At 69.2% G+C, this 24292-nt stretch carries 22 protein-coding genes; 9 read left to right on the top strand and 13 right to left on the bottom strand.

Annotated features, from left to right (window positions below; translation table 11 throughout):
* Positions 1-45: 45 nt before the first annotated feature.
* The 4 genes from QTI33_RS00930 to QTI33_RS00915 are packed head-to-tail and all read right to left on the bottom strand — an operon-like array spanning position 46 to position 3370.
* Entirely contained in the window at positions 46-753 is a 708-nt protein-coding gene (locus tag QTI33_RS00930) for an ABC transporter ATP-binding protein (protein WP_286503814.1), read from the bottom strand.
* A complete protein-coding gene (locus tag QTI33_RS00925; protein WP_286503813.1) occupies positions 740-1504 on the bottom strand; it encodes an ABC transporter ATP-binding protein in 765 nt (254 codons plus the stop codon). The genes QTI33_RS00930 and QTI33_RS00925 overlap by 14 nt, the downstream gene beginning before the upstream one ends.
* Positions 1497-2504: a branched-chain amino acid ABC transporter permease gene (locus QTI33_RS00920; RefSeq protein WP_286503812.1), complete on the bottom strand. Its 1008-nt coding sequence runs from the start codon at positions 2502-2504 to the stop codon at positions 1497-1499. The genes QTI33_RS00925 and QTI33_RS00920 overlap by 8 nt, the downstream gene beginning before the upstream one ends.
* Complete coding sequence (locus QTI33_RS00915) at positions 2504-3370, bottom strand: branched-chain amino acid ABC transporter permease (protein WP_286503811.1); 867 nt, start codon at positions 3368-3370, stop codon at positions 2504-2506. The genes QTI33_RS00920 and QTI33_RS00915 overlap by 1 nt, the downstream gene beginning before the upstream one ends.
* Before the next feature lie 173 nt (positions 3371-3543).
* Here QTI33_RS00915 and QTI33_RS00910 point away from each other — a divergent pair, with 173 nt between their 5' ends.
* Both QTI33_RS00910 and QTI33_RS00905 read left to right on the top strand, forming a co-directional pair.
* The gene (locus QTI33_RS00910; RefSeq protein ID WP_286503810.1) at positions 3544-4374 is read left to right on the top strand and encodes an isocitrate lyase/PEP mutase family protein; all 831 of its coding nucleotides are present in this window, start codon (positions 3544-3546) and stop codon (positions 4372-4374) included.
* Positions 4375-4430: 56 nt separating this feature from the next.
* Complete coding sequence (locus QTI33_RS00905; RefSeq protein WP_286503809.1) at positions 4431-4640, top strand: hypothetical protein; 210 nt, start codon at positions 4431-4433, stop codon at positions 4638-4640.
* 3 nt (positions 4641-4643) lie between these two features.
* Here QTI33_RS00905 and vapC read toward each other — a convergent pair whose 3' ends face one another.
* The 5 genes from vapC to QTI33_RS00880 form a co-directional block, all read right to left on the bottom strand.
* A complete protein-coding gene (gene vapC, locus QTI33_RS00900; RefSeq protein ID WP_286503808.1) occupies positions 4644-5057 on the bottom strand; it encodes a type II toxin-antitoxin system tRNA(fMet)-specific endonuclease VapC in 414 nt (137 codons plus the stop codon).
* On the bottom strand, positions 5057-5287 hold the full coding sequence (locus QTI33_RS00895; protein ID WP_286503807.1) for an antitoxin: 231 nt from the start codon (positions 5285-5287) through the stop codon (positions 5057-5059). The genes vapC and QTI33_RS00895 overlap by 1 nt, the downstream gene beginning before the upstream one ends.
* A 69-nt stretch (positions 5288-5356) precedes the next feature.
* Entirely contained in the window at positions 5357-5746 is a 390-nt protein-coding gene (locus QTI33_RS00890) for a VOC family protein (protein ID WP_286503806.1), read from the bottom strand.
* A 59-nt stretch (positions 5747-5805) separates the two neighbouring features.
* Positions 5806-7161, bottom strand: a complete 1356-nt coding sequence (locus tag QTI33_RS00885; protein ID WP_286503805.1) for a 3-deoxy-D-manno-octulosonic acid transferase — start codon at positions 7159-7161, stop codon at positions 5806-5808.
* A 13-nt stretch (positions 7162-7174) separates the two neighbouring features.
* Entirely contained in the window at positions 7175-8557 is a 1383-nt protein-coding gene (locus tag QTI33_RS00880) for a phosphomannomutase/phosphoglucomutase (RefSeq protein ID WP_286503804.1), read from the bottom strand.
* Positions 8558-8669: 112 nt separating this feature from the next.
* Here QTI33_RS00880 and QTI33_RS00875 point away from each other — a divergent pair, with 112 nt between their 5' ends.
* From QTI33_RS00875 to QTI33_RS00865, 3 genes are read left to right on the top strand one after another with little or no spacing between them, the layout of a single operon-like run.
* Entirely contained in the window at positions 8670-10220 is a 1551-nt protein-coding gene (locus QTI33_RS00875) for a DNA-3-methyladenine glycosylase 2 family protein (protein WP_286503802.1), read from the top strand.
* A 5-nt stretch (positions 10221-10225) separates the two neighbouring features.
* Positions 10226-10723 (top strand): methylated-DNA--[protein]-cysteine S-methyltransferase, encoded by a 498-nt coding sequence (locus QTI33_RS00870; RefSeq protein ID WP_286503801.1) that lies wholly within the window; start codon positions 10226-10228, stop codon positions 10721-10723.
* 47 nt (positions 10724-10770) lie between these two features.
* Positions 10771-11691, top strand: a complete 921-nt coding sequence (locus tag QTI33_RS00865) for a DMT family transporter (protein ID WP_286504522.1) — start codon at positions 10771-10773, stop codon at positions 11689-11691.
* Here the strand turns inward: QTI33_RS00865 and QTI33_RS00860 are convergent.
* Positions 11641-12360: a DUF1345 domain-containing protein gene (locus tag QTI33_RS00860; protein WP_286503800.1), complete on the bottom strand. Its 720-nt coding sequence runs from the start codon at positions 12358-12360 to the stop codon at positions 11641-11643. The two genes, QTI33_RS00865 and QTI33_RS00860, sit on opposite strands and share 51 nt — an antisense overlap.
* A gap of 129 nt (positions 12361-12489) precedes the next feature.
* Here QTI33_RS00860 and QTI33_RS00855 point away from each other — a divergent pair, with 129 nt between their 5' ends.
* Together QTI33_RS00855 and QTI33_RS00850 are read left to right on the top strand one after the other, a co-directional pair.
* Entirely contained in the window at positions 12490-13197 is a 708-nt protein-coding gene (locus QTI33_RS00855; RefSeq protein ID WP_286503799.1) for a c-type cytochrome, read from the top strand.
* Positions 13198-13205: 8 nt separating this feature from the next.
* Positions 13206-14486 (top strand): c-type cytochrome, encoded by a 1281-nt coding sequence (locus QTI33_RS00850; RefSeq protein WP_286503798.1) that lies wholly within the window; start codon positions 13206-13208, stop codon positions 14484-14486.
* Positions 14487-14492: 6 nt separating this feature from the next.
* Here the strand turns inward: QTI33_RS00850 and QTI33_RS00845 are convergent, their stop codons facing one another.
* Positions 14493-15455, bottom strand: a complete 963-nt coding sequence (locus tag QTI33_RS00845; protein ID WP_286503797.1) for a cupin — start codon at positions 15453-15455, stop codon at positions 14493-14495.
* Between the two features lie 181 nt (positions 15456-15636).
* Between QTI33_RS00845 and QTI33_RS00840 the strand changes: the two genes are divergently transcribed.
* Both QTI33_RS00840 and cueR read left to right on the top strand, forming a co-directional pair.
* On the top strand, positions 15637-17880 hold the full coding sequence (locus QTI33_RS00840; protein ID WP_286503796.1) for a heavy metal translocating P-type ATPase: 2244 nt from the start codon (positions 15637-15639) through the stop codon (positions 17878-17880).
* Positions 17877-18278, top strand: a complete 402-nt coding sequence (gene cueR, locus QTI33_RS00835) for a Cu(I)-responsive transcriptional regulator (protein ID WP_286503794.1) — start codon at positions 17877-17879, stop codon at positions 18276-18278. Before QTI33_RS00840 ends, cueR begins: the two co-directional genes overlap by 4 nt.
* Positions 18279-18353: 75 nt before the next feature.
* Here cueR and QTI33_RS00830 read toward each other — a convergent pair whose 3' ends face one another.
* Both QTI33_RS00830 and QTI33_RS00825 read right to left on the bottom strand, forming a co-directional pair.
* Positions 18354-20435, bottom strand: a complete 2082-nt coding sequence (locus QTI33_RS00830) for a cadherin-like domain-containing protein (protein ID WP_286503793.1) — start codon at positions 20433-20435, stop codon at positions 18354-18356.
* 209 nt (positions 20436-20644) lie between these two features.
* Positions 20645-24160 carry a cadherin-like domain-containing protein gene (locus QTI33_RS00825; protein WP_286503792.1) on the bottom strand — a complete coding sequence of 1172 codons (3516 nt, stop codon included), beginning with the start codon at positions 24158-24160 and terminating at the stop codon, positions 20645-20647.
* Between the last annotated feature and the right edge of the window lie 132 nt (positions 24161-24292).

The following is a 24292-nucleotide window of genomic DNA, read 5'->3' as shown; positions in this document are numbered from 1 at the left end:
GTTTCTTGGTCTGTCCCGCAAAGTCTCAGTCGGTCCCGCAAGGTCTCAGGCGCCGATATACGCCGCACGCACCGCCTCGTTGTGCAGCAGCGAATCGCGGTCGCCTTCGAGCGCGATGCGGCCGCGCTCGATGACGTAGGCGCGGTCGGCGATCGCCAAGGCCGAATAGGCGTTCTGCTCGGCCAGCAGCACCGTGGTGCCGGCCTTGTTGATGCGCTGGATGACCTCGAACACCTGCTTGACGATCAGCGGCGCCAGGCCCAGCGAGGGCTCGTCGAGCAGCAGCAACTTGGGGCGGCCCAGCAGGGCGCGGCCGATGGCCACCATCTGCTGCTGGCCGCCCGAGAGCGAACCGGCCGGGTGGTCCTGCTTCTGCGCCAGCATCGGGAACAGCTCGAACACCTCGTCGAGCGAGCGCTGGATGCCCGCGCTGTCGCGCCGGTGCACGTAGGCGCCGAGCGTGAGGTTCTTCTTCACCGACATCATCGGGAACAGCTTGCGTCCCTCGGGGCAGTGCACCAGGCCCGAGGCGACGATCTGGGCCGGGCGCTGGCCGACCAGTTCCTGCTCGCCGAAGCGGATGCTGCCGGCGCTCGGCTTGTGGATGCCGCTGGCGGCCATGAAGATCGAGGTCTTGCCGGCGCCGTTGGCGCCCAGCAGCACCACCAGTTCGCCGGGCGCCGCGTGCAGCGTCACGCCGGCGAGCGCGCGGAAGCTGCCGTAGTGCAGGTCGACGCCTTCAAACCGCAGCATGGTCGACCCCCAGGTAGGCATCGATCACCTGCGGGTCGCGCCGGATCTGCTCCGGCGTGCCCTCGGCGATCTTGGCGCCGTTGTTCAGCACGACGATCTTGTCGGCCAGTCGCATGATCATGTCCATCTTGTGCTCGATCAGGCAGACCGTCTTGCCGTGGTCCACCAGCTTGCGGATCAGGGCCGCGAGGCCCACGGTCTCCTCGGGATTCACGCCGCCGGCCGGTTCGTCGAGCAGCAGCAGTTCGGGGTCGGTCGCCAGCGCCAGCGCGAAGGCGACGCGCTTGCGCTCCTCCTGCGTGATGTCGGCCGCGATGCGCGTCGCCACATGCGAGAGACCGACGAAGTCGAGCGCCTCGCGCGCCTTCTCGCGGCACAGCCGTTCTTCTTCCTGCAAGCGCCGCGTGTTGGCGAGCACATCCCACAGGCCCGACTTCGTGCGCAGCCGATGGCCGACGATCAGGTTGTCGAGCACGGTGGCGTTGTCGAACAGGTGCGTGGTCTGGAAGGTGCGCGCGATGCCGAGCCTGGCCACATGGTCGGGGCGCAGGCCGGTCACATCCTGCCCGTTGAAGCGGATGCGCCCGGAACTCGGCTTGTGGGTGCCGGCCACGAGGTTGAAGAAGGTGGTCTTGCCGGCGCCGTTGGGCCCGATGATCGCGCTCACCTGCCCGCGCTCGAAGCGCGTCGAGATGTCGTCGACCGCCGTGAGGCCGAAGAACTGCTTGGTCAGCGATTCGATTTCAAGCATTGCCCTGCGCCTCCTGCGCCGCGGCGCCCGGGGTGGCTGCCTTCGCGGCCTGGGCCGCATCGGCGCGCTGGGCGCGCCGCTTGAGCCAGGTGCCGACGATGCCGTCCGGCAGGAAGATGATCAGCGCGATCAGCACCGGGCCGAACACCACCATGCGGTAGTCCTGCAGGAACTGCAGGCTCTGCGTCAGCCAGGTCACGAGGAAGGTGCCGAGCAGCGGCCCCAGCAAGGTGCCGATGCCGCCGACCAGCACGAACATCACGAGGTCGAAGGTCACGGCCTCGCTCGCCAGGTCGGGCCCGAGAAAGCGCACCTGGCCCGCATACAGCGCGCCCGCGAAGCCGGCGTAGACCACCGACAGCACGAAGGACAGCGTCTTGGTGCGCATCAGGTCGATGCCCAGCGCCTCGGCCAGGTCGTCGCTGTTGCGCACCGCCATGAAGCTGCGGCCCAGCAGCGAGCGCACGATGCGCGACATGATCCACAGGCCGAGCACCAGGAAGGCCAGCACCAGGTAATACTGCGCGAGCGGCGTGCCGAACTGCAGCGGGCCGATGCCGGTCGGCGCCGGGATCCCCATAATGCCGACCGGCCCGTGGGTCAGGCTTTCCCACTTCTCGATCAGCAGGAACATGATGTAGCTCACGCACAGCGTGAAGATCGAGAAGTAGTGGCCGCGCAGGCGCAGCGACAAGAGGCCGATGAAGAAGCCCAGCACCGCGGTCACCACGCCGGCCGCCAGGAAGGCGATCCAGAACGGCACCTGGTGGTCGACCGTGAGGATGCCGACCGTGTAGGCGCCCACCGCCATGAAGGCGCCGTGCGCGAGGTTGAACTGCCCGGTGTAGCCGGTGATCAGGTTCATGCCGAGCGCGGCGATGGCCATGATGAAGGCCTGCGTCGCCACCGAGATCAGGTAGTTGTTCTGCGCGAACAGCGGGAACGCGAGCGCCGCCACGGCCAGCAGCGCCCAGCCGGTCTTGCCTTGGAGCCAGTTCATCAGCGTGCTCCCTTCCCGGTGAACAGGCCCTGCGGGCGGAACGACAGGATGACCACCAGCAGCACGAAGGCGATGATGTCCTTGTAGTCGGTCGAGAAGTAGAAGCCGCCGAAGCTCTCGGCCATGCCGATGATCAGCCCGCCGACGATCGCCCCCGGGAAGCTGCCCATGCCGCCCAGGATGATGATCACGAAGGCCTTGGTGATGACCAGGTTGCCCATCGCCGGGTAGACCAGGTTGATGGGCGCATAGAGCACCGCCGCGACCGCCGCCAGCGCGCCCGAGATCGCGAACACCAGCAGGGTCACGCGGGTGGCGTCGATGCCCACCAGGGCGGCGCCGTCGCGGTTCTGCGCCATCGCGATGATGGTCGAGCCGATCACCGTGTGGTTGAGGAACAGGTGCAGCAGCACCATCAGGCCGAAGGCGCCGGCGATGATCAAGAGGCGCTGCAGCGGCGCCGTGAGGCCGAAGACCTCGACGATCTGGCCGTAGGGCGTCGGCATGCGGTGGAAGTCGGCACCGAACAGCGCCTGGGCGCCGGCCTCAAGGAACAGCAGCACGCCGATGGCGGCGATCATGTCGTGCAGTTCGGGCGCGTTGCGCAGCGGGTGGAACACCAGCCGCTGCGTCAGCATCGAGATGGCGGCCACGATGGCGGCGGCACCGGCCATCGCGAGCCAGTAGTTGAGGCCCAGCTTGGCCATCAGGTAGTAGCCCGCGAACGCGCCCGACATGTAGAACGCGCCATGGGCGAAGTTCGGCACGTGCAGGATGCCGTAGACCAGCGTCAGGCCCAGCGCCACCAGGCTGTAGACGCCCCCGACGGTCAGGCCGTTCAGGAGTTGCTGAAAGAACATTTCCACATGAATCCTCGGTTGGCCCAGGCGATGCAGCCGCGTCGGCATCGAGCGCGCCGGGCCATTGTGGAAGCGGGCGCGGCGGCGCCGCCTAAGGTTTCTCCGGAGGCGGCGTCGCCTTGGAGACTCGCGCTCCTACCGGGCGGTAGGGCGCACAATGCGGCGCCAGGAGGCTCCCCATGACCCGCACCCTTGCAGAAAGGCGCGCCGACTTCCGCGTGCTTCACCGTACCGGCTGCTTCGCGATCCCGAACCCCTGGGACGTCGGCAGCGCGCGCTGGCTCGAAGGCCTTGGCTTCCAGGCGCTGGCGACCACCAGTTCGGGCTACGCCTGGACGCTGGGCCGCCCCGATGGCGCGCTCTCGCGAGAGGCGGTGCTGGCCCACCTGCGCGACATCGCGGCGGCCACCGACCTGCCGGTGAACGCCGACTTCGAAAGTGGCTTTGCGGCCGATCCGCAGGGCGTCGCAGAGAGCGTGCGCATGGCGATCGCGACCGGCGTGGCCGGCCTGTCGATCGAGGACTCGACCGGCGATCCTGCGCATCCGCTGCATGACATCGACGTCGCGGTGGCGCGCCTGCGCGCCGCCCGCGCCGCCATCGACGAAGCCGGCGGCGAGGTGCTGCTGGTGGGGCGGGCCGAGAACTTCTTCGCCGGCCGGCCCGACCTGGACGACGCCATCGCGCGGCTGAAGGCGTATTCGGAGGCCGGCGCCGACTGCCTCTATGCCCCGGGCATCCGCACCCGCGAGCAGATCGCGGCCGTGGTCGCCGCGGTGGCGCCGAAGCCGGTCAACCTGCTGGTCGGCGCGACCAGCGAGCTCACGATGAAGGACATCGAGGCGCTGGGCGTGCGGCGGGTCAGCGTCGGCGGCGCCATGGCCCGCGCGGCCTGGGGCGGGTTCATCCGGGCGGCGCGCGGCATCGCCGAAGAGGGGCGCTTCGACGGCTTCGCGGAGGCGGCTTCGGGCAACGAATTGAACGCGTTCTTCCAGGGTCGCGGCGCCTGAGCCCGATACGGCGGCGCAGCCCTTCAGCATTCAGGCGCGCTGCCGATATGGTTCTCATGAACACCTACCCTACCTCCAGCCAGGCGACCGGTGTCGCCCGCACGCTCAGCAAGCGCACTCCCTGCACGATCGTGGTCTACCAGACCTCGGAGCGGGAGTTCGTGACGGCCCGCTCCAATGACCGGGTCAGCGGGCTGATCCAGGGGGTGTATCGCGATGGTTATTTGCTGCCGCCCGCGCACAGGGTCGAGTTGCCGGGACGCTGAGCGTCAGGGGGCCGTCACCCAGTTCTCGACCGACAGCCCTTCCACGCGGCGGAACTCTCGCTCGTTGTTGGTGACGAGCACCCAGCCTTCTGCGCGTGCGTGGGCCGCGATCCAGAGATCGTTGTTGCCGATCGGCTGGCCGATGCGTTCGAGGTGGCTGCGGATCTCGCCGTAATGCTGGCTGGCCGCTTCGGTCAGCGGCGCAATCCGGATGGCGCTTTGCAACTGCTCCAACGCCGCCAATGCCTTGCCGCGGGCCTGGCTCTTTTCGGCGCCGAATCGCAGTTCGCCGAAGGTGATGGCGGACATCGCGAGCACATCAGGCGCGAGTTGCTCGAAACGCGCCCGCACGGCCGGTGGGTTGTGCTTGGCGATGTAGATGCAGATGTTGGTGTCGAGCAGGAAGCGGATGGCCATCAAAGGAGCTCGCGTTCCTGTGGCGGGCCGTCGTCACGGCCGTCGGCCATGAAATCGGCGGGCATGCGGACCAGTGCGTCGAGGATCGCGACCGCGCTCACGGGCCGCTCGCGCAGGACAACGTCGTTGCCCTGACGAAAAATCTCCACCTCCTCCGCATTGAAGCGGAACTCCTTGGGCAGCCGCACCGCCTGGCTGTTGCCGGACTGGAAGACGCGGGCATACGTCATGCGATTTCCTTTTTCGTATATACCAAAAGTATATACAACCAGAATATCCTGTCAAACGCCCCGTTCGATTCAGGCGGTGATCTCTACCCGGTTGCCGTCCGGATCCAGCACCACGCTCTCGTAGTAGCCGTCGCCGGTCCTGCGCGGCCCGTCGAGCACCGGATAGCCGTCGGCCTTCAGGCGCTGCGTCAGCACGTCGACCGCTGCCTCGGAGCCCAGCGATACCGCGAAATGTGTCAGGCCCATGCGCTGGGCGCCTGGCTCGATGACCATCGGATTCAGCGTGGTGGTCGTCATCGCCTCGATGCGCGCGCCGTCGCCGAAGCTCAGGAAGCAGGATGCAAAGCCCTTGGCCGGATTGACATAGCCGCTGCCCGCCGCAGCGCCGAAATAGTCGACGTAGAAGCGCTTGAAGCGCTCGAGGTCCTGGGTCCAGAGGGCGATGTGTTCGATGCGCATGGGTCGCTCCGATTGAGGTCGACCGTATTTTGCCGAAGCCGCGGCGTCCGCCCCTGCCCCTACTCCAACCGCGGCTCCGCCCGCTCCTCCCCCACCGGCGAGGCCGCCTCCGCAATCGCCAGCAGCGCGCTGGCGGTGCGCTCGGCCGCGCCGCGATTGGCGTTGGCGAAGGCCAGCGCGGCCTGCGACATCGCCTCGCGGCGCTCGGGGTTCTCGGTCAGCTTGAGCGCCGCCGTCACCGCATGCTCCATATCCGGCACGCGCTGCGAAGCACCCGCCGCCAGCGACAACTCGGCCGCTTCCGCGAAGTTGAAGGTCGACGGCCCCATGATCACCGGACAGCCGCAGGCCGCGGCCTCGATCAGGTTCTGGCCGCCCAGCGGCTCGAAACTGCCGCCCAGCAGCGCGACGTCGGCCAGGCCGTAGTACAGCGCCATCTCGCCGAGCGAATCGCCGAGCCAGATCTCGGCCTCCGCCGGGGCGCCGGCGGCGCTGCGCCGCGCCACCGCGAAGCCATGCGACTCGACCAGCGCCGCGACCTCGTCGAAGCGCTGCGGGTGCCGCGGCACGATCATCCACTGCACGTCGTGCACCCGCCGGGCGATCGAGCGGACCGCCTCCTGCTCGGGCGGCACCGGCGCCAGCGCGCCGAAGCGCTTGAGCACCTCCAGCAGCTGCCGCTCCTCGCCGTCGCGCGAACTCGCGAAGACCACGATCGGCCGCGGCAGCTGCGTGCGCAGCTTGGCCGCCGCGTTGAGCTGCCGCATGTCGGGCGTGGCGTCGAACTTGAGGTTGCCGTAGACGCCCGCGACCTTGGCGCCCAGGGACACCAGCCGATGCGAATCGGCTTCGGTCTGGGCCCACACGGCGGCCAGCGCCGAGTAGGCCGGGCGCGCCAGCCAGGCGAGCCGCTCGGCCCCGGCCAGCGACTTCTCGTTCAGCCGCGCATTGGCCAGCACCAGCGGAATGCCGCGCTCGGTGCAGGCAGCGGTCATCTCGGGCCAGACCTCGGTTTCCATCAGCACGCCGATGCGCGGCCGGAAGCGATCGAGAAAGCGGGCCACCGCGCCCGGCGCATCCCAGGGCTGCCAGACCTGCAGGTCGCCCGGCTGCAGCAGCTTAGCGCCCTCCTCGCGGCCGGTGGCCGTGCCGTTGGTGAGCAGGATCGGGATGCCCGGGTACTGGCGGCGCAATTCCTCGATCAGGATGCCGGCGGCCCGCGCCTCGCCGAGCGACACCGCGTGGATCCAGCACCAGCCGGTGCCGGTCGCCTCGGCGTCGTAGTGGCCGAAGCGCTCCTCGACCGCGTGCGCGTAGCCGGGCTCGGCCGCGGCGCGGCGCCGCAGCTTGCGCCGGACCAGCGGCTGGGCCAGGGTGGTGAAGGCGCCGTAGAGGCGCAGCAGCAGCGAACGCACGCTCGGGCCGGCCTCAGTGCGCGGCTTCGGCCAGCTTCGCGTCGGGCTTGACGCTGCGCAGCAGCGCCAGCATCTCGGCCTCGATGCGGTGCAGCGCGGCCTCGGTCTGGCCTTCGAAACGCAGCACCAGCACCGGCGTCGTGTTCGATGCCCGGACCAGGCCGAAGCCGTCGGGCCAGTCGACCCGCACGCCGTCGATGGTCGAGACCTGCGCCGGCGGGGCGAACTTCGCGCGCTCGACCAGCTGGGCGACCACGCTGTGCGGCTCGCCCTCGGCGCAGGCGACGTTGAGCTCGGGCGTCGAGAAGCTGGTCGGCAGCGCATTGAGCACGTCGCTCGCGTTCGGGCTCTTGCTGAGGATCTCGAGCAGGCGGCAGCCGGCGTAGGTGCCGTCGTCGAAGCCGAACCAGCGCTCCTTGAAGAAGATGTGGCCGCTCATCTCGCCGCCCAGCGGCGAATCGATCTCCTTCATCTTCGCCTTGATCAGCGAGTGGCCGGTCTTGTAGATCAGCGGCTGGCCGCCCGCGGCGGCGATCGCCGGGCCGAGGCGCTGCGAGCACTTGACGTCGTAGACGATGGTGCCGCCCGGCACCCGCGACAGCACGTCCTGCGCGAACAGCATCATCTGGCGGTCGGGGTAGATGTTGCTGCCGTCCTTGGTGACGATGCCCAGGCGGTCGCCGTCGCCGTCGAAGGCCAGGCCGAGCTCGGCGTCTCCGGCCTTCAGCGCGGCGATCAGGTCCCTGAGGTTCTCGGGCTTGCTCGGGTCGGGATGGTGGTTGGGGAAATCGCCGTCGACCTCGCTGAACAGCTCGACCACCTCGCAGCCGATCGCGCGCAAGATGGCCGGTGCCGACGCGCCGGCGATGCCGTTGCCCGAATCGACCACGATCTTCAGCGGCCGGGCGAGCTTGATGTCGCCCGCGATGCGCTGCGTGTAGGCCTCGGTGACATCGACCTTGCGCACGCTGCCGCCGGCCGCCAGGCGGGCGCTGCCGTCTTCCATGACCCGGCGCAAGCCCTGGATCTCGTCGCCGTAGATGGCGCGGCCGGCCAGCACCATCTTGAAGCCGTTGTAGTCCTTCGGATTGTGGCTGCCGGTCACCTGGATGCCGCTGCGGCACAGCGTGTGGGCCGCGAAATAGAGCATCGGCGTGGTCACCGCGCCGACATCGATGACCTCGATGCCCGTGGCGACCAGGCCCTGGATCAGCGCCTGGGCCAGCGCCGGCCCCGACAGCCGTCCGTCCCGGCCCACCGCCACCGTCGTCTCGCCGGCGGCGCGCGCCGCACTGCCGAAGGCCCTGCCGAGGGCCTCGGCGACCTCCGCGTCGAGCGTGGCGGGCACGACGCCGCGGATGTCATAGGCCTTGAAGATCGACGCACTGAGCTGCATGAAAGATATCCCCTGAAAGTTCCTAAAACGTCGAACATTGTAGGCATCGCCCCAGCGGGCCAGATGTCCGAAAACGGCTACTTTTGCCCAACTGCAGCCGTATCATCGATGCATGCCAGCCGCCCCCGCCTCCTCCGCCGGACTCGAAAGCGATGCCTGCTACCTGGCCATGAAGGCCCACGATGCACGCTTCGACGGCTCTTTCTTCACGGGCGTGACCTCGACCGGCGTCTATTGCCGGCCGGTGTGCCGGGTCAAGCTGCCGCGGCGCGAAAACTGCTGCTTCTTCCGCCATGCCGCGCAGGCCGAGGCCGCCGGCTTCAGGCCCTGCCTGCGCTGCCGGCCGGAGCTGGCGCCGCGCGCCGCCAACTGGTCGACCGAGGACGCCTCGCGCATCCTGGCGCTGCAGGCCGCGCGCCTGATCGACGAGCCCGACGCCTGGAGCGACGACGGACCGGGCGCCGCGCGCATCGCGGCCCGGCTCGGCGTCAGCGACCGCCACCTGCGCCGCATCTTCGAGTCGCAGTTCGGCGTCTCGCCGCTGCAGTACCTGCAGACCCGCCGCCTGCTGGCCGCCAAGCAGCTGATCGCCGACACCCGGCTGCCGATGACGCAGGTGGCGATGTCCAGCGGCTTTGCCAGCGTGCGCCGCTTCAACGCCGCCTTCGTCGCCCACTACGGCCTGAACCCGAGCGCGCTGCGCCGCGCCGGCGCCGCCAGCGGGCGCCAAGGCGATTCGGTCAGCGTGCGGCTCGGTTACCGGCCGCCCTGCGACAGCGAGGCGATGCTCGGTTTCTTCGGCCGCCGGGCGCTGCGCGGCGTCGAGCAGGTGACCGCAGGCGCCGGCCAGCCGCTGTTCGCGCGCACGCTGCGGGTCGCCCAGGGCGGCCGCAGCCACGCGGGCTGGCTGCAGCTGCGCTTCGACCCCGGGCGCGAGCAGGTCCTGCTGCAGGTCGGCGAGTCGCTGGCCACGGTGCTGCCGACGGTCATCAGCCGGGTCCGTGCGCTGCTCGACCTGGATGCCGAGCCGATGGTGATCAACAGCGTGCTGCACGCCAGCTTCCCCGACGGCGACGGACTGCGCGTCCCCGGCACGGTCGACGGCTTCGAACTTGCCGTCCGCGCGGTGCTGGGCCAGCAGATCACGGTGGCCGCCGCGCGCACGCTGGGCTCGCGCCTGGTCGAGGCCTTCGGCGAGCCGATCGCGACGCCGATCGACGGCCTCGACCGCCTGTTCCCCACGCCGGCGGCCATCGCCAGCGCCAGCGGCGACGCCCTGGGCCGGCTCGGCATCGTGCGCCAGCGCCAGGCCGCCCTGCTCGCCCTGGCGCAAGGGATGCTCGCGGGCCGGCTCACGCTGCACGCCGGCGCCGACGTGCCGACCACGCTGGCGGCGCTGCAGGCGCTGCCGGGCATCGGCGACTGGACGGCGCAATACATCGCGATGCGGGCGCTGCGCTGGCCCGACGCCTTCCCGGCCGGCGACGTGGCGCTGCAGAAGGCGCTCGGCGTCGGCTCGGCGCGCGCCGCGGCCGAGGCGTCGCAGGCCTGGCGGCCGTGGCGCGGCTATGCCGTGCTGCGCGCCTGGCACCGCCCCACGCCCGTCGCGGCGGCTCCCGCGCTCGCCGAAGAACCCCGAACCCGCACCGGCGCGATCGCCTGATTGCCATGAAGTTCAAGACCTCGACCCTCTACACCACCCACATCGACAGTCCGCTCGGCAGCATCACGCTGGCGGCCACCGACCAGGGCCTGGCCGGCGCCTGGTTCGACCAGCAGCGCCACTGGCCCGACACCCGCGGCTGGCAGACCGACCATGCCCACCCGTTGCTGCGCCAGGCCGCGGCCCAGCTCGGCGACTATTTCGCCGGCCGCCGCGACAGCTTCGACCTGCCGCTGGACCTGTCGCACGGCACCGCCTTCCAGCAGTCGGTGTGGCAGGCGCTGCGCGCGATCCCGGCCGGCCGGACCACGAGCTACGGGGCGCTGAGCGCCGGCGTCGGCAAGCCGGCCGCGGTGCGCGCGGTCGGTGCGGCGGTCGGGCGCAACCCGATCAGCGTCATCGTCCCCTGTCACCGCGTGCTCGGCGCCGACGGTTCGCTCACCGGCTATGCTGGCGGGCTCGAGCGCAAGACCGCGCTGCTGGAACTGGAAGGGGCTCTGTGAGCGAAGGCGAATGCACGGCCGGCGGAACGACCGCGGCGACTCCCACGATCACCCCCAGCCCTCCGACCGCCAGCCGCGCCTGGCTGGTCGATCTGCTGCTGCTCGGCGCGCTGTGGGGCGCCTCGTTCCTTTTCATGCGCATCGGCGCGGCCGAGTTCGGCGCGCTGCCGACCGCCGCGGTGCGGGTCGCGATCGCGATGCTGTGCCTGCTGCCGCTGATGTTCCTGCGCGGCCAGTGGCCGGCCTTCAGGCAGCACTGGAAGCCCGCGCTCGGCATCGGCGTCCTCAATTCCGGCCTGCCCTTCGCCTTCTTCGCCTTCGGACTGCTGACCCTCAACAGCGGGCTGGCGGCGGTGATCAATGCCACGGTGCCGATGTTCGGCGCGCTGGTGGCCTGGGGCTGGTTCAAGGACCGGCCCGACGGCTCGCGCATCCTCGGCCTGGTGATCGGCTTCGCCGGGGTGGCGATGCTGGCCGGCCGCACCGCCGGCTTCCATTCCGGCGCCGACGAGAGCGCCGCCCGCTGGGCCATCGCGGCCTGCCTCGCGGCCTGCATCTGCTATGCCTTCGCGGCCAACCTGACGCGCAAGTACCTGAGCGGGGTGCCGGTGATGGCGACCGCCGCCGGCAGCCAGGTCGGCGCCACCTTGGCGCTGGCGCTGCCCGCCGTCTGGCTGTGGCCGGCGCAGATGCCGAGCGCCAAGGCCTGGCTGGCGCTGCTGGCGGTCGGCACCGCCTGCACCGGCCTGGCCTACGTCCTGTTCTTTCGCCTGATCGAGCGCGCCGGCCCGGCACGCGCGTTGACCGTGACCTTCCTGGTGCCGGTGTTCGCGCTGTTCTACGGCGCGGTGTTTCTGGGCGAGCAGATCACGCAGTGGATGCTGATCTGCGCGCTGGTGATCGTCTGCGGCGTCGCGCTATCGACAGGACTGGTCAAGCTGGGCCGTCGCCGCGTGGCCGCCGGCTGACCCGCCGTCGCCCGCGCCGGCCTGCATCGACGAGGCCACGACGTTGATGGACAGCGCCAGCACCAGCATGTTGAAGCCGAACGACAGCACGCCGTGCACCAGCGTGATGCGGCGCATCTCGCGCGAGGTCACCTGCACGTCGGACACCTGCGAGGTCATGCCGACCACGAAGGAGTGATAGAGGAAGTCGAAGTAGTCGGGCGCCAGCTTGCCCGGAAACTTGAGGCCCGGCCCCTGCCGGTTCGGCGCGATCTCCGACTGGTAGTAGCGGTGGGCGTAGTGAAAGGCGTAGATCGTATGGATCATCAGCCACGAGCCGGTCAGCGCCACCAGGCCGAGCGCGATGTGGCCGATGCGCTGGGCGCCGCACAGCTGCGGCACGCTCCGCAGCAGCATGGCGATCACCACCATGCTGACGCCGATCACGCTCACCATGATGGCCAGGATCAGGGCGCTGGGCTGGTCCTGCGCCTGGGCCCGTGCGCGGGTGCGGTCGGGATTGCAGGTCTCGGCCAGCCACCAGGCGGGCAGCAGGTAGACCGCGGCCCCGACGCACCAGCCCAGGAGCCCGCGCGCGACGCCGTCGAACGGCTTCGGCATCAGCCCGAGTCCGAGGCCGACCAATACGCCCGCCGCGGCGCCGCACAGCAGCCGCAGCCACCCTGGCATCTGAAGGTATCGCCATCGCATGCGCCGACTGTAGCGGCTCAACTGATCCGATCGATTGGTGTCGCACTGAGCCTGTTCTTTTCGGCGCCGATCGCCGACAGTCGAGGGCTGAGAATCAAGGCGCCACGCATGAAAATCCCCCGCCTCCTGCAAAGCCTGCTGCTTGCCGCCTGGAGCCTGGCGGCATCTGCCGCCACGCCCCCGATGCAGGTGCCCGACACCATCGCCCAGCGGGCCGCGGCCTGCATCGCCTGCCATGGCCGCGAGGGCGCCAGCACCGACGGCGGCTATTTCCCGCGCCTGTCGGGCAAGCCCGAGGTCTACCTGTTCAACCAGCTGCGCAGCTTTCGCGACGGCCGCCGCTTCAACAGCGACATGACGCACATGGTGCAGCACCTGTCGGACGACTATCTGCGCGAGCTCGCGGCCTACTTCGCCGGGCTCGACCTGCCTTACCCGCCGAGGCCGGCCGCGACCGATGCCACGCCTGAAATGCTGGCGCGCGGGCTGGCGCTGGCTTTCCAGGGCGACGCGGCGCGCGGCATCCCGGCCTGCGTCCAATGCCACGGCCAGGCGCTGACCGGCGTCCTGCCGGGCATCCCCGGCCTGCTCGGCCTGCCGCGGCTGTATCTGTCCTCCCAGCTCGGCGCCTGGCTCACCAACGACCGCCACGCGCTGCCGCCCGACTGCATGGCCGAGGTCGGCAGGAAGCTCACGACCGCCGACATCAATGCGGTGACCAGTTGGCTGGCGCTGCAGCCGGTGCCGGCCGACAGCCATCCGGCGGCCACGCCACCGGCCCCCCTGCCGATCCCCTGCAGCGCGCTGAACCGCTGAAGCCCGCCATGCGACGTCTCTTCTTCCTACTGGTCTTCCTGGCCACCCTCGCCCTGCTGTCCGTGGTGGCCGTGGTCGCGCTGAACATTCGCGGCGAGGACCCGCTGCCCGCCGACGCGGCCGCCCCGATCGCCCCGATCGCGCCGAGCGCGGCGCAGGTCGAGCGTGGCCGCTACCTGGCCCTGGCCGGCAACTGCGCCGGCTGCCACACCACCCGCGGCGGCGCTGACTATGCCGGCGGCGTCGGCATCGAGACGCCGTTCGGCACCGTGTTCTCGAGCAACCTCACGCCCGACCCGCAGGCCGGCATCGGCAGCTGGAGCGCCGCCCACTTCTGGCGCGCGATGCACAACGGCCGCTCGAAGGACGGGCGCCTGCTCTACCCCGCCTTCCCCTACCCGAACTTCACGCGGGTCACGCGCGAGGATTCCGACGCCCTCTTCGCCTACCTCCGCAGCGTCCCGCCCGCCCCGACCCCGAACCTGGCGCACAAGCTGCGATTTCCCTACGACACCCAGGCCGCGCTGGCGGTCTGGCGCGCGCTGTCCTTCACACCGGGCAGCTTCGCCGCCGATCCGGCGCGGCCGGCCGAATGGAACCGCGGCGCCTACCTGGTCGAGGGCCTGGGCCACTGCATCGCCTGCCACGGCACCCGCAACGTGCTCGGCGCCACCGAAGAAAAGCTCGGCCTCTCGGGCGGGCTGATCCCGGTCGAGAACTGGTATGCGCCGTCGCTGACCTCGAAGCGCGAGGCCGGCGTCGCCGATTGGAACCCGCACGACATCGTGGCGCTGCTCAAGACCGGGACCTCGCCGCGCGGCTCGGTCATGGGGCCGATGGCCGACGTGGTCTTCCGCAGCACCCAGTACCTCGACGAAGCCGACCTGCAGGCGATGGCCGTCTACCTGAAGGGTCTGCCGGCATCGGAGGCGGCAGCGCCGGCCACCGCGCCCATCCGCCGCGACGCCCGCGTGATGGAACGCGGCAGCAAGATCTACGACCAGCGCTGCGCCTACTGCCACGGCGACGTCGGCCAGGGCGCGCTGGGCGCCTATCCGCCGCTGGCCGGCAACCGGGCCGTACTCATGGCTTCGACCGCCAACCTGATCCAGGTGGTGCGGCATGGCGGCTTCCTGCCGGCCACCGCGGGCAATCCACGGCCCTATGGCATGCCGCCCTTCAACCAGGCGCTGGACGACGACGAGGTCGCTGCCGTGCTGACCTTCGTGCGCGGCGCGTGGGGCAACGACGCGCCGGCGGTCGGCGGGCGCGAAATGCTGCGCCGCTGAGCCCGCTCAGAACGAGCCGGGGGGCGGCAGCTCGCCTCTTTTTTCGGGCCTGCGCAACTGCGTGAGCTTCCAGCGCGTGGCGCCGACCAGCCTGCCGATCGGCGCCTTGATCGCATCGACCCGCGGCGACTCCCCGGGGTCGCTCGGCGACAGCCCGCACTTGCGCAGCAGGCGGTTGACCTGGTGCAGGCGCGCCGTCCGGCGCGTGACCGAGGTGTAGAAGTTGACGCCGACCGATATCGCCACGCCCTCCCCGGCCTCGGCCCAGCCCGGGTCGGTGCGCGTCATGTGCGGCGAGGTGCTCGGAAAGTAGACGCCGTCGCCCGGCCGGGTCTCGAACTCGTGGCTGCGCTCGGTGAATCCGTCCTTCAGGCGGACGTCGCGGGCGACGTGGGCGACGATGTAGTCCTCCACCGTCTTCGCGGGGATGACCACGCGGTCGGTGCGGTCCCAGACGTTCATCACCTTGCGTCCCCGCAGCATCAGCCAGAAATTGTTCTCGCGGTCGATGTGGAAGGGCACCACCGAAGGCGGCGCCGAGATGAAGATGAAGCCGGTCACCAGGAACATGCCGGGCTGCTCCCGGTCGATGACCGATTGCACATTGCCCAGGATGTTCTCGAGCAGCGCCTTGTAGCGCGGAATCACCTCGACGTCGTAGAGCGCGATCCACGAGCCCGGCTCCTCGATGCGCCGGAACACCTCGGCGATGCTGAGCCCCTCGGGATGCTCGGGCGCGTGCGCGAAGGCCGACGACTGCTTGATGCCCGGCCGGATGAAGCGGCACTGCTTCAGCGGCATCAGTTCCTCGGCCAGCGCCTCGAGTTCGGGCAGTTGGAACAGCGGATGCTCGTGGTAGGTGTGGTGCAGCCTGCCCACCTTGCTGGTGGTGAAGCCGGCCGGATCGTCCACCCAGAGGCGGCAGTCGGCCGTCAGGTTCGCCATCTTGTCGATTTCGCTTGCGCCCATGAGGACACCTCTTCGTCAAGTCGGCAGAAGGATACGTCGCGTAACTAAAAACTACTATTTTCTGATCGGACTACGCCGAAAGGTGGATGCGGGCACCCCGTCGGCTTGACCCTCCCATGATGGTAAGGTTGAGACTCCCTTCATCCCGCGAAGGCGGCTAGTGAAGGACAGGATTTTCCGAATGAACACCACCCTGGCGATGCCACCCGGGGCGACCGGCCTGCAGGCCTGGTCGCTGCCGATCGAGGGCATGAGCTGCGCGTCCTGCGTGGCGCGCGTCGAAAAGGCGCTCGGCGCCGTGACCGGCGTCACCGAGGCCAGCGTCAACCTCGCGACCGAGGAGGCCAGCGTGCACACCGACGGCTCGGTGGCGCTCGCCAGCCTGCGTGCCGCCATCGAGAAGGCCGGCTACGGCGTCGGCCAGGCCCATCTCGAAGGCGAGACGCCGAGCGCCGACGATGGCGCGGCCGCCGCTGCGCCGCCACGCCGCAGCAACGAAGGCTGGCGGGTCGCCGCGGCGGCGATCCTGTCGACTCCGCTGGTGCTGCCGATGGCCGGGATGCTGTTCGGCAGCGACTGGATGCTGCCCGGCTGGCTGCAGCTGGTGCTCGCGACACCGGTCCAGTTCTGGCTCGGCGCGCGCTTCTACCGCGCCGGCTGGAAGGCGCTGAAGGCCGGCGCCGGCAACATGGACCTGCTGGTGGCCCTCGGCACCAGCGCCGCCTACGGGCTCAGCCTGTACCTGCTCTTCGCCCATGCCGGCCATGGCATGCCGCCGCACCTGTACTTCGAGGCCTCGGCGGTGGTCGTCACGCTGGTCCTGCTCGGCAAGTGGCTCGAGACCCGGGCCAAGCGCCAGACCACCGAGGCGATCCGCGCGCTGCATGCACTGCGCCCCGAGCGCGCCCGCGTGCGCCGCGGCGGCGTCGAGCAGGACGTCGCGCTGGCGCAGGTGCGCATCGACGATCTGGTCGTCATCCGGCCGGGCGAGCGCGTGCCGGTCGACGCCCGGGTGGTCGAAGGCCGCAGCGAAGTCGACGAATCGCTGATCACGGGCGAAGGCCTGCCGGTCGCCAAGCAGGTAGACGACAGCGTGACCGGCGGTTCGGTCAACGGCGAAGGGCTGCTGCTGGTGCGAACCACCGCGGTCGGCGCCGAGACCACGCTGTCGCGAATCGTCCGGCTGGTCGAGTCGGCGCAGGCGAAGAAGGCGCCGATCCAGCGCCTGGTCGACCGCGTGAGCAGCGTCTTCGTGCCGGTGGTGATCGGCATCGCGCTGCTGACCTTCGCGGGCTGGGGCCTCGGCACCGGCGACTGGGAGAGCGCCATCCTGAACGCGGTGGCGGTGCTGGTCATCGCCTGCCCCTGCGCGCTCGGGCTGGCGACGCCGACCGCGATCATGGCCGGCACCGGCGTCGCCGCCCGCCATGGCGTGCTGATCAAGGACGCCGAAGCGCTGGAAGTGGCGCACGCGGTCGGCATCGTCGCCTTCGACAAGACCGGCACCCTGACCGAGGGCCGGCCCGAACTGGTGGCCTGCGAGGCGGTCGACGGCGATGCCAGCGCCCTGCTGCAAGCGAGCGCAACCCTGCAGTCGGGCAGCGAGCATCCGCTCGCCCGCGCGGTGCTGGAGGCGGCCCGCAAGGCCGGCATCGAACCGGGGCGCGCGAACGCGGTGCGCGCGGTGCCCGGGCGCGGCGTCTCGGCCGAGGTCGGCGGGCGCGAATTGCGGCTGGGCAGCGGCCGCTACATGCGCGAACTCTCGGTGCCGCTGGGCAAGCTCGGCGAACGGGCGCAGCAGTTGCAGTCCGAAGGCCGGACCGTGTCCTGGCTGGCCGACCTGGGCGGCCGTCCCATCCTGGTCGGCCTGCTGGCCTTCGGCGACCAGCCCAAGGCCCATGCCGCGGCCGCCATCGAGCGGCTGCACGCGCAGGGCATCCGCACCGCGCTGGTGTCGGGCGACAACCGCGGCAGCGCCGAGGCGGTGGCCCGGCTGCTGAAGATCGACACCGTGCGCGCCGAGGTGCTGCCGGAGGACAAGGCCGCCATCATCGGACAGCTGAAGGCCGAGGGCACGCGGGTCGCCATGGTGGGCGACGGCATCAACGACGCGCCGGCGCTGGCCGCGGCCGACGTCGGCATCGCGATGTCGACCGGCACCGATGTCGCGATGCACGCGGCCGGCATCACGCTGATGCGCGGCGACCCGGCGCTGGTCAGCGACGCCATCGACATCTCGCGCCGCACCTACGCCAAGATCCGCCAGAACCTGTTCTGGGCCTTCGCCTACAACGTGGTCGGAATACCGCTGGCCGCCTTCGGGCTGCTCAACCCGGTCATCGCCGGCGCCGCGATGGCCTTCAGCAGCGTCAGCGTGGTGGGCAATGCGCTGCTGCTGCGGCGCTGGAAGGGACACACGAGATGAGCCAGACGCCTTTCAACATCGGTGAGGCAGCGTCCCGCTCGGGGGTCTCGGCCGAGATGGTGCGGCACTACGAATCGCTCGGCCTGCTGCCCCGGGTGGCCCGCACCGACGCCGGCTACCGGCAATACACCGAGAACAACGTGCACACGCTGCGCTTCATCCGGCGCGCGCGCGACCTGGGCTTCAGCATGGCCGAGATCGCCGAGCTGCTCAAGCTGTGGCAGAACAAGGGCCGCGCCAGCGCCGACGTCAAGCGCATCGCGCTGGCCCACGCGGCCGACCTGCACCGCCGGATCGAGGAGATGACCGCGATGCAGCGCACACTCGAGCGGCTGGCCGACTGCTGCCACGGCGACCACCGGCCCGATTGCCCGATCCTCGACGAACTGGCCGAATGAAGGCCGGATGAAAAATGCCCCCGTCGGCCGCGAAGGGCCGACGGGGGCATCGTCATGCCGTCAGTGCAGGACGGTTCAGATCACGGCAGTCAGCGTGTTTTCGAGGTACAACGACACCGCGTTGTGCTGGTAGACGTTGTACGAGATGCCGTTCTCGGTCGCGGTGCTCTGCAGGTTCCAGCCGCCGGCAACCAGGTTCACCTGGTCGCCCGCGTCGCCCGTGACGTAGAGCTTGTTCGCCGACGTCATTTCCGACACCTTGTCCGCCGACAGCGTCAGCGTCCTGGCGCCGCCGGCCATGTCGATCTTCTCGAGGCTGCGCAGCGAGTTCGTGGCCAGCGCCGTCAGGTCGAGATCGGGCATGGCGTCGAACACCAGCGTGTCGAAGCCGGCGCCGCCATCGACGATCTCGTGGACACCCGGCAGTCGATCGAGCGCCACGCGGTCGTCGTCCATGCCGAAGAGCCGGTAGGTGGTCGAGATCTCGTCGCCGTCTGCCTCGCGCGAGGTCGCGGTCACCACCATTTCGAGGTCACGCGGGACCTCGATGCCAGGGTCGGTCTGGAAGCGAATGGTGCCGGCATCGGCCGGGTCGATGACCCAGACGCCCTCGCCCGCGTCGAAGCTGCCCTTGCTGAGCCGGACGTGCGACGGCAGGCCGGCGACCGCCAGCGACAGCGTCTCGGAGCCGTCGGTGTCGGTTAGGGCCGAGCGCAGGTCGAAGGTGAAGATGTCGTTGCGCGCCACGCTCAGTTCGGGCGCATCGGCCAGGCCGGCGATCGTGATGGTGGCGGTGCCGGTCGAGAGGCCGCCCTTGCCGTCGGACACGGTGTAGGTCACGGTCTCGGTGCCCGACCAGTTCGAGGCGCCCGTGTACGTGACCGTGCCGTCGGCGGCGACAGTCGGGTTGCCCAGAGCGTGAGAGAAGCCCTGCACGTCGACCAGCGTCAGCGCATCGCCGTTCACGTCGGTCGCCGTGGACAGCAGGTTGAAGCTGAGCGGCTCGTCTTCCTTGCCGGCAAAGGCAAGCACAGCGGGCAGCACGGGCGCCTCGTTGATCTCCTCGACCACGAAACGCTCCCAGCTGTGGACCTTCAGGTCGATGGACTTGAACTGGAACACCACGCCGGCCTTGCCGGCAGCCAGGTGCTTCTCGTAGTCCGCGATGTCCTTCGCCAAGCCCGCGTTGGTCGCCTTCTCGGCGGCCGTCACACGCAGCACCAGCGTGTCGCTGCCGCAGCCGCCATCGAGGTAGTTCTTGTAGCCCGCGTTCTCGCCGTAGGTGACGATGACGCGGTCGTTGCCGCCGCCCGCGTACAGCGTGTCGCTGCCCGCGCCGATCAGGACCGTGTCGTTGGCGCAGCCCAGCGAGATGCAGTCGTTGCCGGCGCCGGCATCGATGAAATTGAAGTCCTTGTAGCTGCCGCTGGCGTAGATCTTGTCGTTGCCGCTGCCAGTCTTCACCGCGTTGCTGCCCGAATGCACCGTCACATGGTTGTCGCCGTCGCCGGCGTCGATGGTGTCGTTGCCGTAGCAGCCGGTGACGATGGTGTCGTTGCCGGCGCCGGTCGTGACGCGGTTGTTGCCCTCGCCGGCCTCGATCCTGTTGTGACCGTCGCCGGCCTGGATGACGTCGTCGTCCCGGCCGGCGTAGATCTTGTTGTTGCCGCCACCCACCGTGACGACGTTCTTGCCGTCGTGGACATGGATGACGTTGTTGCCATTGCCGGCCCGGACCACGTCGTTGCCGTGGTACGCGATGATCGTGTCCTTGCCGTTGCCGACGGTGATGTCGTTGTTGCCGTAGCCCGCGTCGATGTACTTGTCGCCGTTGCCGGCCACGATCGTGTCGTCGCCCTTCAGCGCATAGATGTAGTCCTTGCCGTCGCCGGTCGTGACTTGGTTGTTGCCGTCGTAGGCGTAGACGTGGTTGTTGCCATGGCCCGCCTGGATGATGTCGACGCCCGAACCGCCATGGATCGTGTCGTTGTTCAGACCGCTGGTGATGGTGTTGCGGCCATTGCCCGCGTTGATGTAGTTGTTGCCCTTGCCGGCGTCGATGGTGTCGTTGCCCGCACCGGTCGTGATGGTGTCGTTGCCGTCATCCGTCGTGACGAGGTTGTCGCCGGTGGTTCTTCTGATGGTCTGGTTGGCCATTTCGCTATCCCTTGGTTTTCTTGATGAGCATTGCAATTGGAAGCGCCAGGAGAGATCTCCAGGCGCGGCCCATCGTAGGACAGCGGGCACGATCAGCCAATCGGAGGCTTCCTTGCGGCCCGGGGAAACAGCCCCATCGCACAAGAAAATGCCCCCGTCCGCCGCGAAGGGCCGACGGGGGCATCGTCATGCCGTCAGTGCAGGACGGTTCAGATCACGGCAGTCAGCGTGTTCTCGAGATACAACGACACCGCGTTGTGCTGGTAGACGTTGTACGAGATGCCGTTCTCGGTCGCGGTGCTCTGCAGGTTCCAGCCGCCGGCAACCAGGTTCACCTGGTCGCCCGCGTCGCCCGTGACGTAGAGCTTGTTCGCCGACGTCATTTCCGACACCTTGTCCGCCGACAGCGTCAGCGTCCTGGCGCCGCCGGCCATGTCGATCTTCTCGAGGCTGCGCAGCGAGTTCGTGGCCAGCGCCGTCAGGTCGAGATCGGGCATGGCGTCGAACACCAGCGTGTCGAAGCCGGCGCCGCCATCGACGATCTCGTGGGCACCCGGCAGTCGATCGAGCGCCACGCGGTCGTCGTCCATGCCGAAGAGCCGGTAGGTGGTCGAGATCTCGTCGCCGTCTGCCTCGCGCGAGGTCGCGGTCACCACCATTTCGAGGTCACGCGGGACCTCGATGCCAGGGTCGGTCTGGAAGCGAATGGTGCCGGCATCGGCCGGGTCGATGACCCAGACGCCCTCGCCCGCGTCGAAGCTGCCCTTGCTGAGCCGGACGTGCGACGGCAGGCCGGCGACCGCCAGCGACAGCGTCTCGGAGCCGTCGGTGTCGGTCAGGGCCGAGCGCAGGTCGAAGGTGAAGATGTCGTTGCGCGCCACGCTCAGTTCGGGCGCATCGGCCACGCCGGCGATCGTGATGGTGGCGGTGCCGGTCGCGAGGCCGCCCTGGCCGTCGGACACGGTGTAAGTCACGGTGTCGGTACCCGACCAGTTCGGGTCGCCCTGGTACGTGACCGTGCCGTCGGGATGGACCGTCACCGTGCCATGGGCCGCGCCGCTCGCCGCCACCACCTTCAGCGGATCGCCGTTGACATCGTTGACGCCGTGCAGCAGCTTGTCCTGAATCTCCTCCAACTTGTCTTCCCTGCCCTCGATGAGCACCGGATCCTTCGGCAGCACCGGCGGCTCGTTGACCACCTCGACCTCGAACTTCTCCCAGCTGTGGACCTTCAGGTCGATGGCGTTGAACTGGAACACCACGTCGGCCTTGCCGGCCGCCAGGTGCTGCTGGTACCTTTCGATGTCCGCCGCCAGCGCCGTGCCGGCCAGCATTTCGGTCAGCGTGGCGCGCAGCACCAGCGTGTCGGTGCCGCAGCCGCCCCACAGTTCGTTCCTGGTCGCCAGGTTCTCGCTGTAGACCAGCACCGCCCTGTCGTCGCCGTCCCCGGCCAACAGCGTGCTGTTGCCGGCGCCGAGCATCACGGTATCGTCCGCGGCGCCCAGGCACAGGTAGTCGTTGCCGCCGCCGGCGGTGATCAGGTTGTGGTTGCCCAGGTTGCCGCCGCCGATGATCGTGTCGTTGCCACTGCCGGTCACGAGCACGTTGTTGCCGCCGCCCAGGTTGACGTAGTTCTGGCCGTCACCGGCCTCGATGTCGCTGTCGCCGACGCAGCCGCCGAAGATGGTGTCGTTGCCGGCCCCCGTGCGCACCGTGTCGTTGCCCTCGCCCGTGACGATGTAGTTGTTGCCCGCACCCGCGACGATCGTGTCGTTGCCCACGCCGGCAATGATCGTGTCGTGGCCGTCCAGCGTCGCGACCTGGTTGTTGCCGTGTCCGGCCTCGATGTAGTTGTTGCCGCCACCGGCGTCGATCTTGTCGTCGCCCTCGAAGGCATAGACCGTGTCGTTGCCAGAGCCTGCGCTGATCACGTTCTTGCCGGCGCCGGCATGCACGTAGTTGTCGCCCGCACCGACGTCGATCGTGTCGTCGCCCGAGTAGGCGATCACGGTGTCGTTGTCCCTGCCGGTCGTGACCTTGTTGTTGCCGTAGCCCACGTCCACGTAGTTCTTGCCGCTGCCGGCCTCGACCGTGTCGTCGCCGGCATAGGCGTAGATGTAGTCGCTGCCGCCCGCGGCCGTGACCAGGTTGTTGCCATAGCCTGCATAGACATAGTTGAAGTCGCCGCCGCCCGCATGGATCACGTCGTCGCCGCTGTAGGCGGTGATGGTGTCGTTGTTGTCGCCCGCGGTCACTGTGTTGTTGCCATAGCCTGCGTTCACCAGGTTGTTCCCCGCGCCAGCGTCGATGATGTCGTTGCCGTTGCCGGTGTTGATGACGTCGCTGGCGGCGCCGCGCGTCACGATCTCCTGGTCGAGCGGGGGGACCCAGGGGCTGCCGTTCTCGAGGAGGCCGTTGACCAGGACGACCATCTTTTCCCAGTTGTCGACCTTGAGGTCGATCGAGGTGAACTGGAAGCTGCTGGCCGCGAGGCCGGCGGCCACGTGGGCCTTGAAGCGGACCAGATCGGCTTCGACGGCCGGCAGTGCCCTTTCGGCCGCGCTGAAGCTCAGCACCAGCGTGTCGCTGCCGGCACCGCCCGACAGCACGTTCTTCTTGCCGAGGTTGGCGCCGAACGCCAGGTAGACGCTGTCGTTGCCGCTGCCGGCGCTCAGCGTGCTGTTGCCTGCCCCCAGGTGGACCGTGTCGTTGGCGTCGCCGAGCGCGAGGTAGTCGTTGCCGCCACCGGCGTGGATGAGGTTGGTGTTGCCCAGGGTTCCACCGGCGTAGATGGTGTCGTTGCCTTCGCCGGTCGTGACCTGGTTGTTGCCGCCGCTCACGCTGATGCGGTTGTTGCCGCCGCCAGCCTGCACGATGTCGTCGCCGAGGCCGGCCTCGATCCAGTCGGCGCCGCTGCCGCTGGTGATGCTGTTGCTGCCTTCGCCGGCATAGACGTAGTTGTTGCCCGCGCCGGCGTCGACCGTGTCGTTGCCCATGCCGCCGTAGATGCTGTCGCTGCCGGTACCGGTCACGACCTGGTTGTTGCCTTCGCCGGCCAACACCTTGTTGTTGCCGTTGCCGAGCTCGACACGATCGTTGCCGCTGTAGGCGATCACCGTGTTGTCGCCGGTGCCGGCGGTCACGACGTTGTCGCCGTAGCCGACGTCGATGTACTTGTTGCCGTCTTGGGCGTCGACCTTGTCGTTGCCCCAGCCCGCGTAGATGAAATCGTTGCCGTTGCCGCTGGTGATCTCGTTGTCGCCGTTGCCCGCCGCCACCGTGTTGTTGCCGTCGCCGGCATGGATCGTGTCGTCGCCGCTGTACACCTCGACGTAGTCGTTGTTCTTGCCGCCCGTGACCTGGTTGTTGCCGTAGCCCGCGTAGACATAGTTGTTGCCGTCGCCGACGTCGATCACGTCGTCGCCGCTGTAGGCGACCACGGTGTCGTTGTTCTTGCCGGCCCGCACCTGGTTGTCACCATGGTCGACGTGGATGTAGTTGTCGCCGTCGCCGGCCTCGACCGTGTCGTCGCCGAAGTAGGCATAGATGCTGTCGTTGCCCGTGGTGGTCACGACCTTGTTGTTGCCATCGCCGGCGTAGACGTAGTTGTTGCCCGCGCCCGCATCGATGGTGTCGTTGCCGATGCCGGTCACGATGTGGTCGTTGCCCGTGCCCGTGACGATGTTGTTGTTGCCCGTCGTCTTGTTGATGATCTCGTTGGCCATTGCGGCTCCCCTTTTGTTGTTGCTGTTTCTGCCGCCACTGACGCAGCGACGCTCCGCCGGGAACACTTCGCCGGGCGGCCAGGGGATGCTAAGAGGGCCGCATGCGTGCGGCCGTTCGGAGCTTTCCCCTTC

Source organism: Variovorax davisae (genome assembly GCF_030316845.1).
GTDB classification, from domain to species: Bacteria; Pseudomonadota; Gammaproteobacteria; order Burkholderiales; family Burkholderiaceae_C; genus Variovorax; species Variovorax davisae.
This window is presented reverse-complemented; position numbering and strand designations above follow the sequence as displayed.

Excerpts from the sequence above, each read along its gene's own strand:
- QTI33_RS00930 (WP_286503814.1), bottom strand. The coding sequence starts at position 753 with ATGCTGCGGTTTGAAGGCGTCGACCTGCACTACGGCAGCTTCCGCGCG.
- QTI33_RS00925 (WP_286503813.1), bottom strand. The coding sequence starts at position 1,504 with ATGCTTGAAATCGAATCGCTGACCAAGCAGTTCTTCGGCCTCACGGCG.
- QTI33_RS00920 (WP_286503812.1), bottom strand. The coding sequence starts at position 2,504 with ATGAACTGGCTCCAAGGCAAGACCGGCTGGGCGCTGCTGGCCGTGGCG.
- QTI33_RS00910 (WP_286503810.1), top strand. The coding sequence starts at position 3,544 with ATGACCCGCACCCTTGCAGAAAGGCGCGCCGACTTCCGCGTGCTTCAC.
- QTI33_RS00905 (WP_286503809.1), top strand. The coding sequence starts at position 4,431 with ATGAACACCTACCCTACCTCCAGCCAGGCGACCGGTGTCGCCCGCACG.
- vapC (WP_286503808.1), bottom strand. The coding sequence starts at position 5,057 with ATGGCCATCCGCTTCCTGCTCGACACCAACATCTGCATCTACATCGCC.
- QTI33_RS00895 (WP_286503807.1), bottom strand. The coding sequence starts at position 5,287 with ATGACGTATGCCCGCGTCTTCCAGTCCGGCAACAGCCAGGCGGTGCGG.
- QTI33_RS00890 (WP_286503806.1), bottom strand. The coding sequence starts at position 5,746 with ATGCGCATCGAACACATCGCCCTCTGGACCCAGGACCTCGAGCGCTTC.
- QTI33_RS00880 (WP_286503804.1), bottom strand. The coding sequence starts at position 8,557 with ATGCAGCTCAGTGCGTCGATCTTCAAGGCCTATGACATCCGCGGCGTC.
- QTI33_RS00875 (WP_286503802.1), top strand. The coding sequence starts at position 8,670 with ATGCCAGCCGCCCCCGCCTCCTCCGCCGGACTCGAAAGCGATGCCTGC.
- QTI33_RS00870 (WP_286503801.1), top strand. The coding sequence starts at position 10,226 with ATGAAGTTCAAGACCTCGACCCTCTACACCACCCACATCGACAGTCCG.
- QTI33_RS00860 (WP_286503800.1), bottom strand. The coding sequence starts at position 12,360 with ATGCCAGGGTGGCTGCGGCTGCTGTGCGGCGCCGCGGCGGGCGTATTG.
- QTI33_RS00855 (WP_286503799.1), top strand. The coding sequence starts at position 12,490 with ATGAAAATCCCCCGCCTCCTGCAAAGCCTGCTGCTTGCCGCCTGGAGC.
- QTI33_RS00850 (WP_286503798.1), top strand. The coding sequence starts at position 13,206 with ATGCGACGTCTCTTCTTCCTACTGGTCTTCCTGGCCACCCTCGCCCTG.
- QTI33_RS00845 (WP_286503797.1), bottom strand. The coding sequence starts at position 15,455 with ATGGGCGCAAGCGAAATCGACAAGATGGCGAACCTGACGGCCGACTGC.
- QTI33_RS00840 (WP_286503796.1), top strand. The coding sequence starts at position 15,637 with ATGAACACCACCCTGGCGATGCCACCCGGGGCGACCGGCCTGCAGGCC.
- cueR (WP_286503794.1), top strand. The coding sequence starts at position 17,877 with ATGAGCCAGACGCCTTTCAACATCGGTGAGGCAGCGTCCCGCTCGGGG.
- QTI33_RS00830 (WP_286503793.1), bottom strand. The coding sequence starts at position 20,435 with ATGGCCAACCAGACCATCAGAAGAACCACCGGCGACAACCTCGTCACG.
- QTI33_RS00825 (WP_286503792.1), bottom strand. The coding sequence starts at position 24,160 with ATGGCCAACGAGATCATCAACAAGACGACGGGCAACAACAACATCGTC.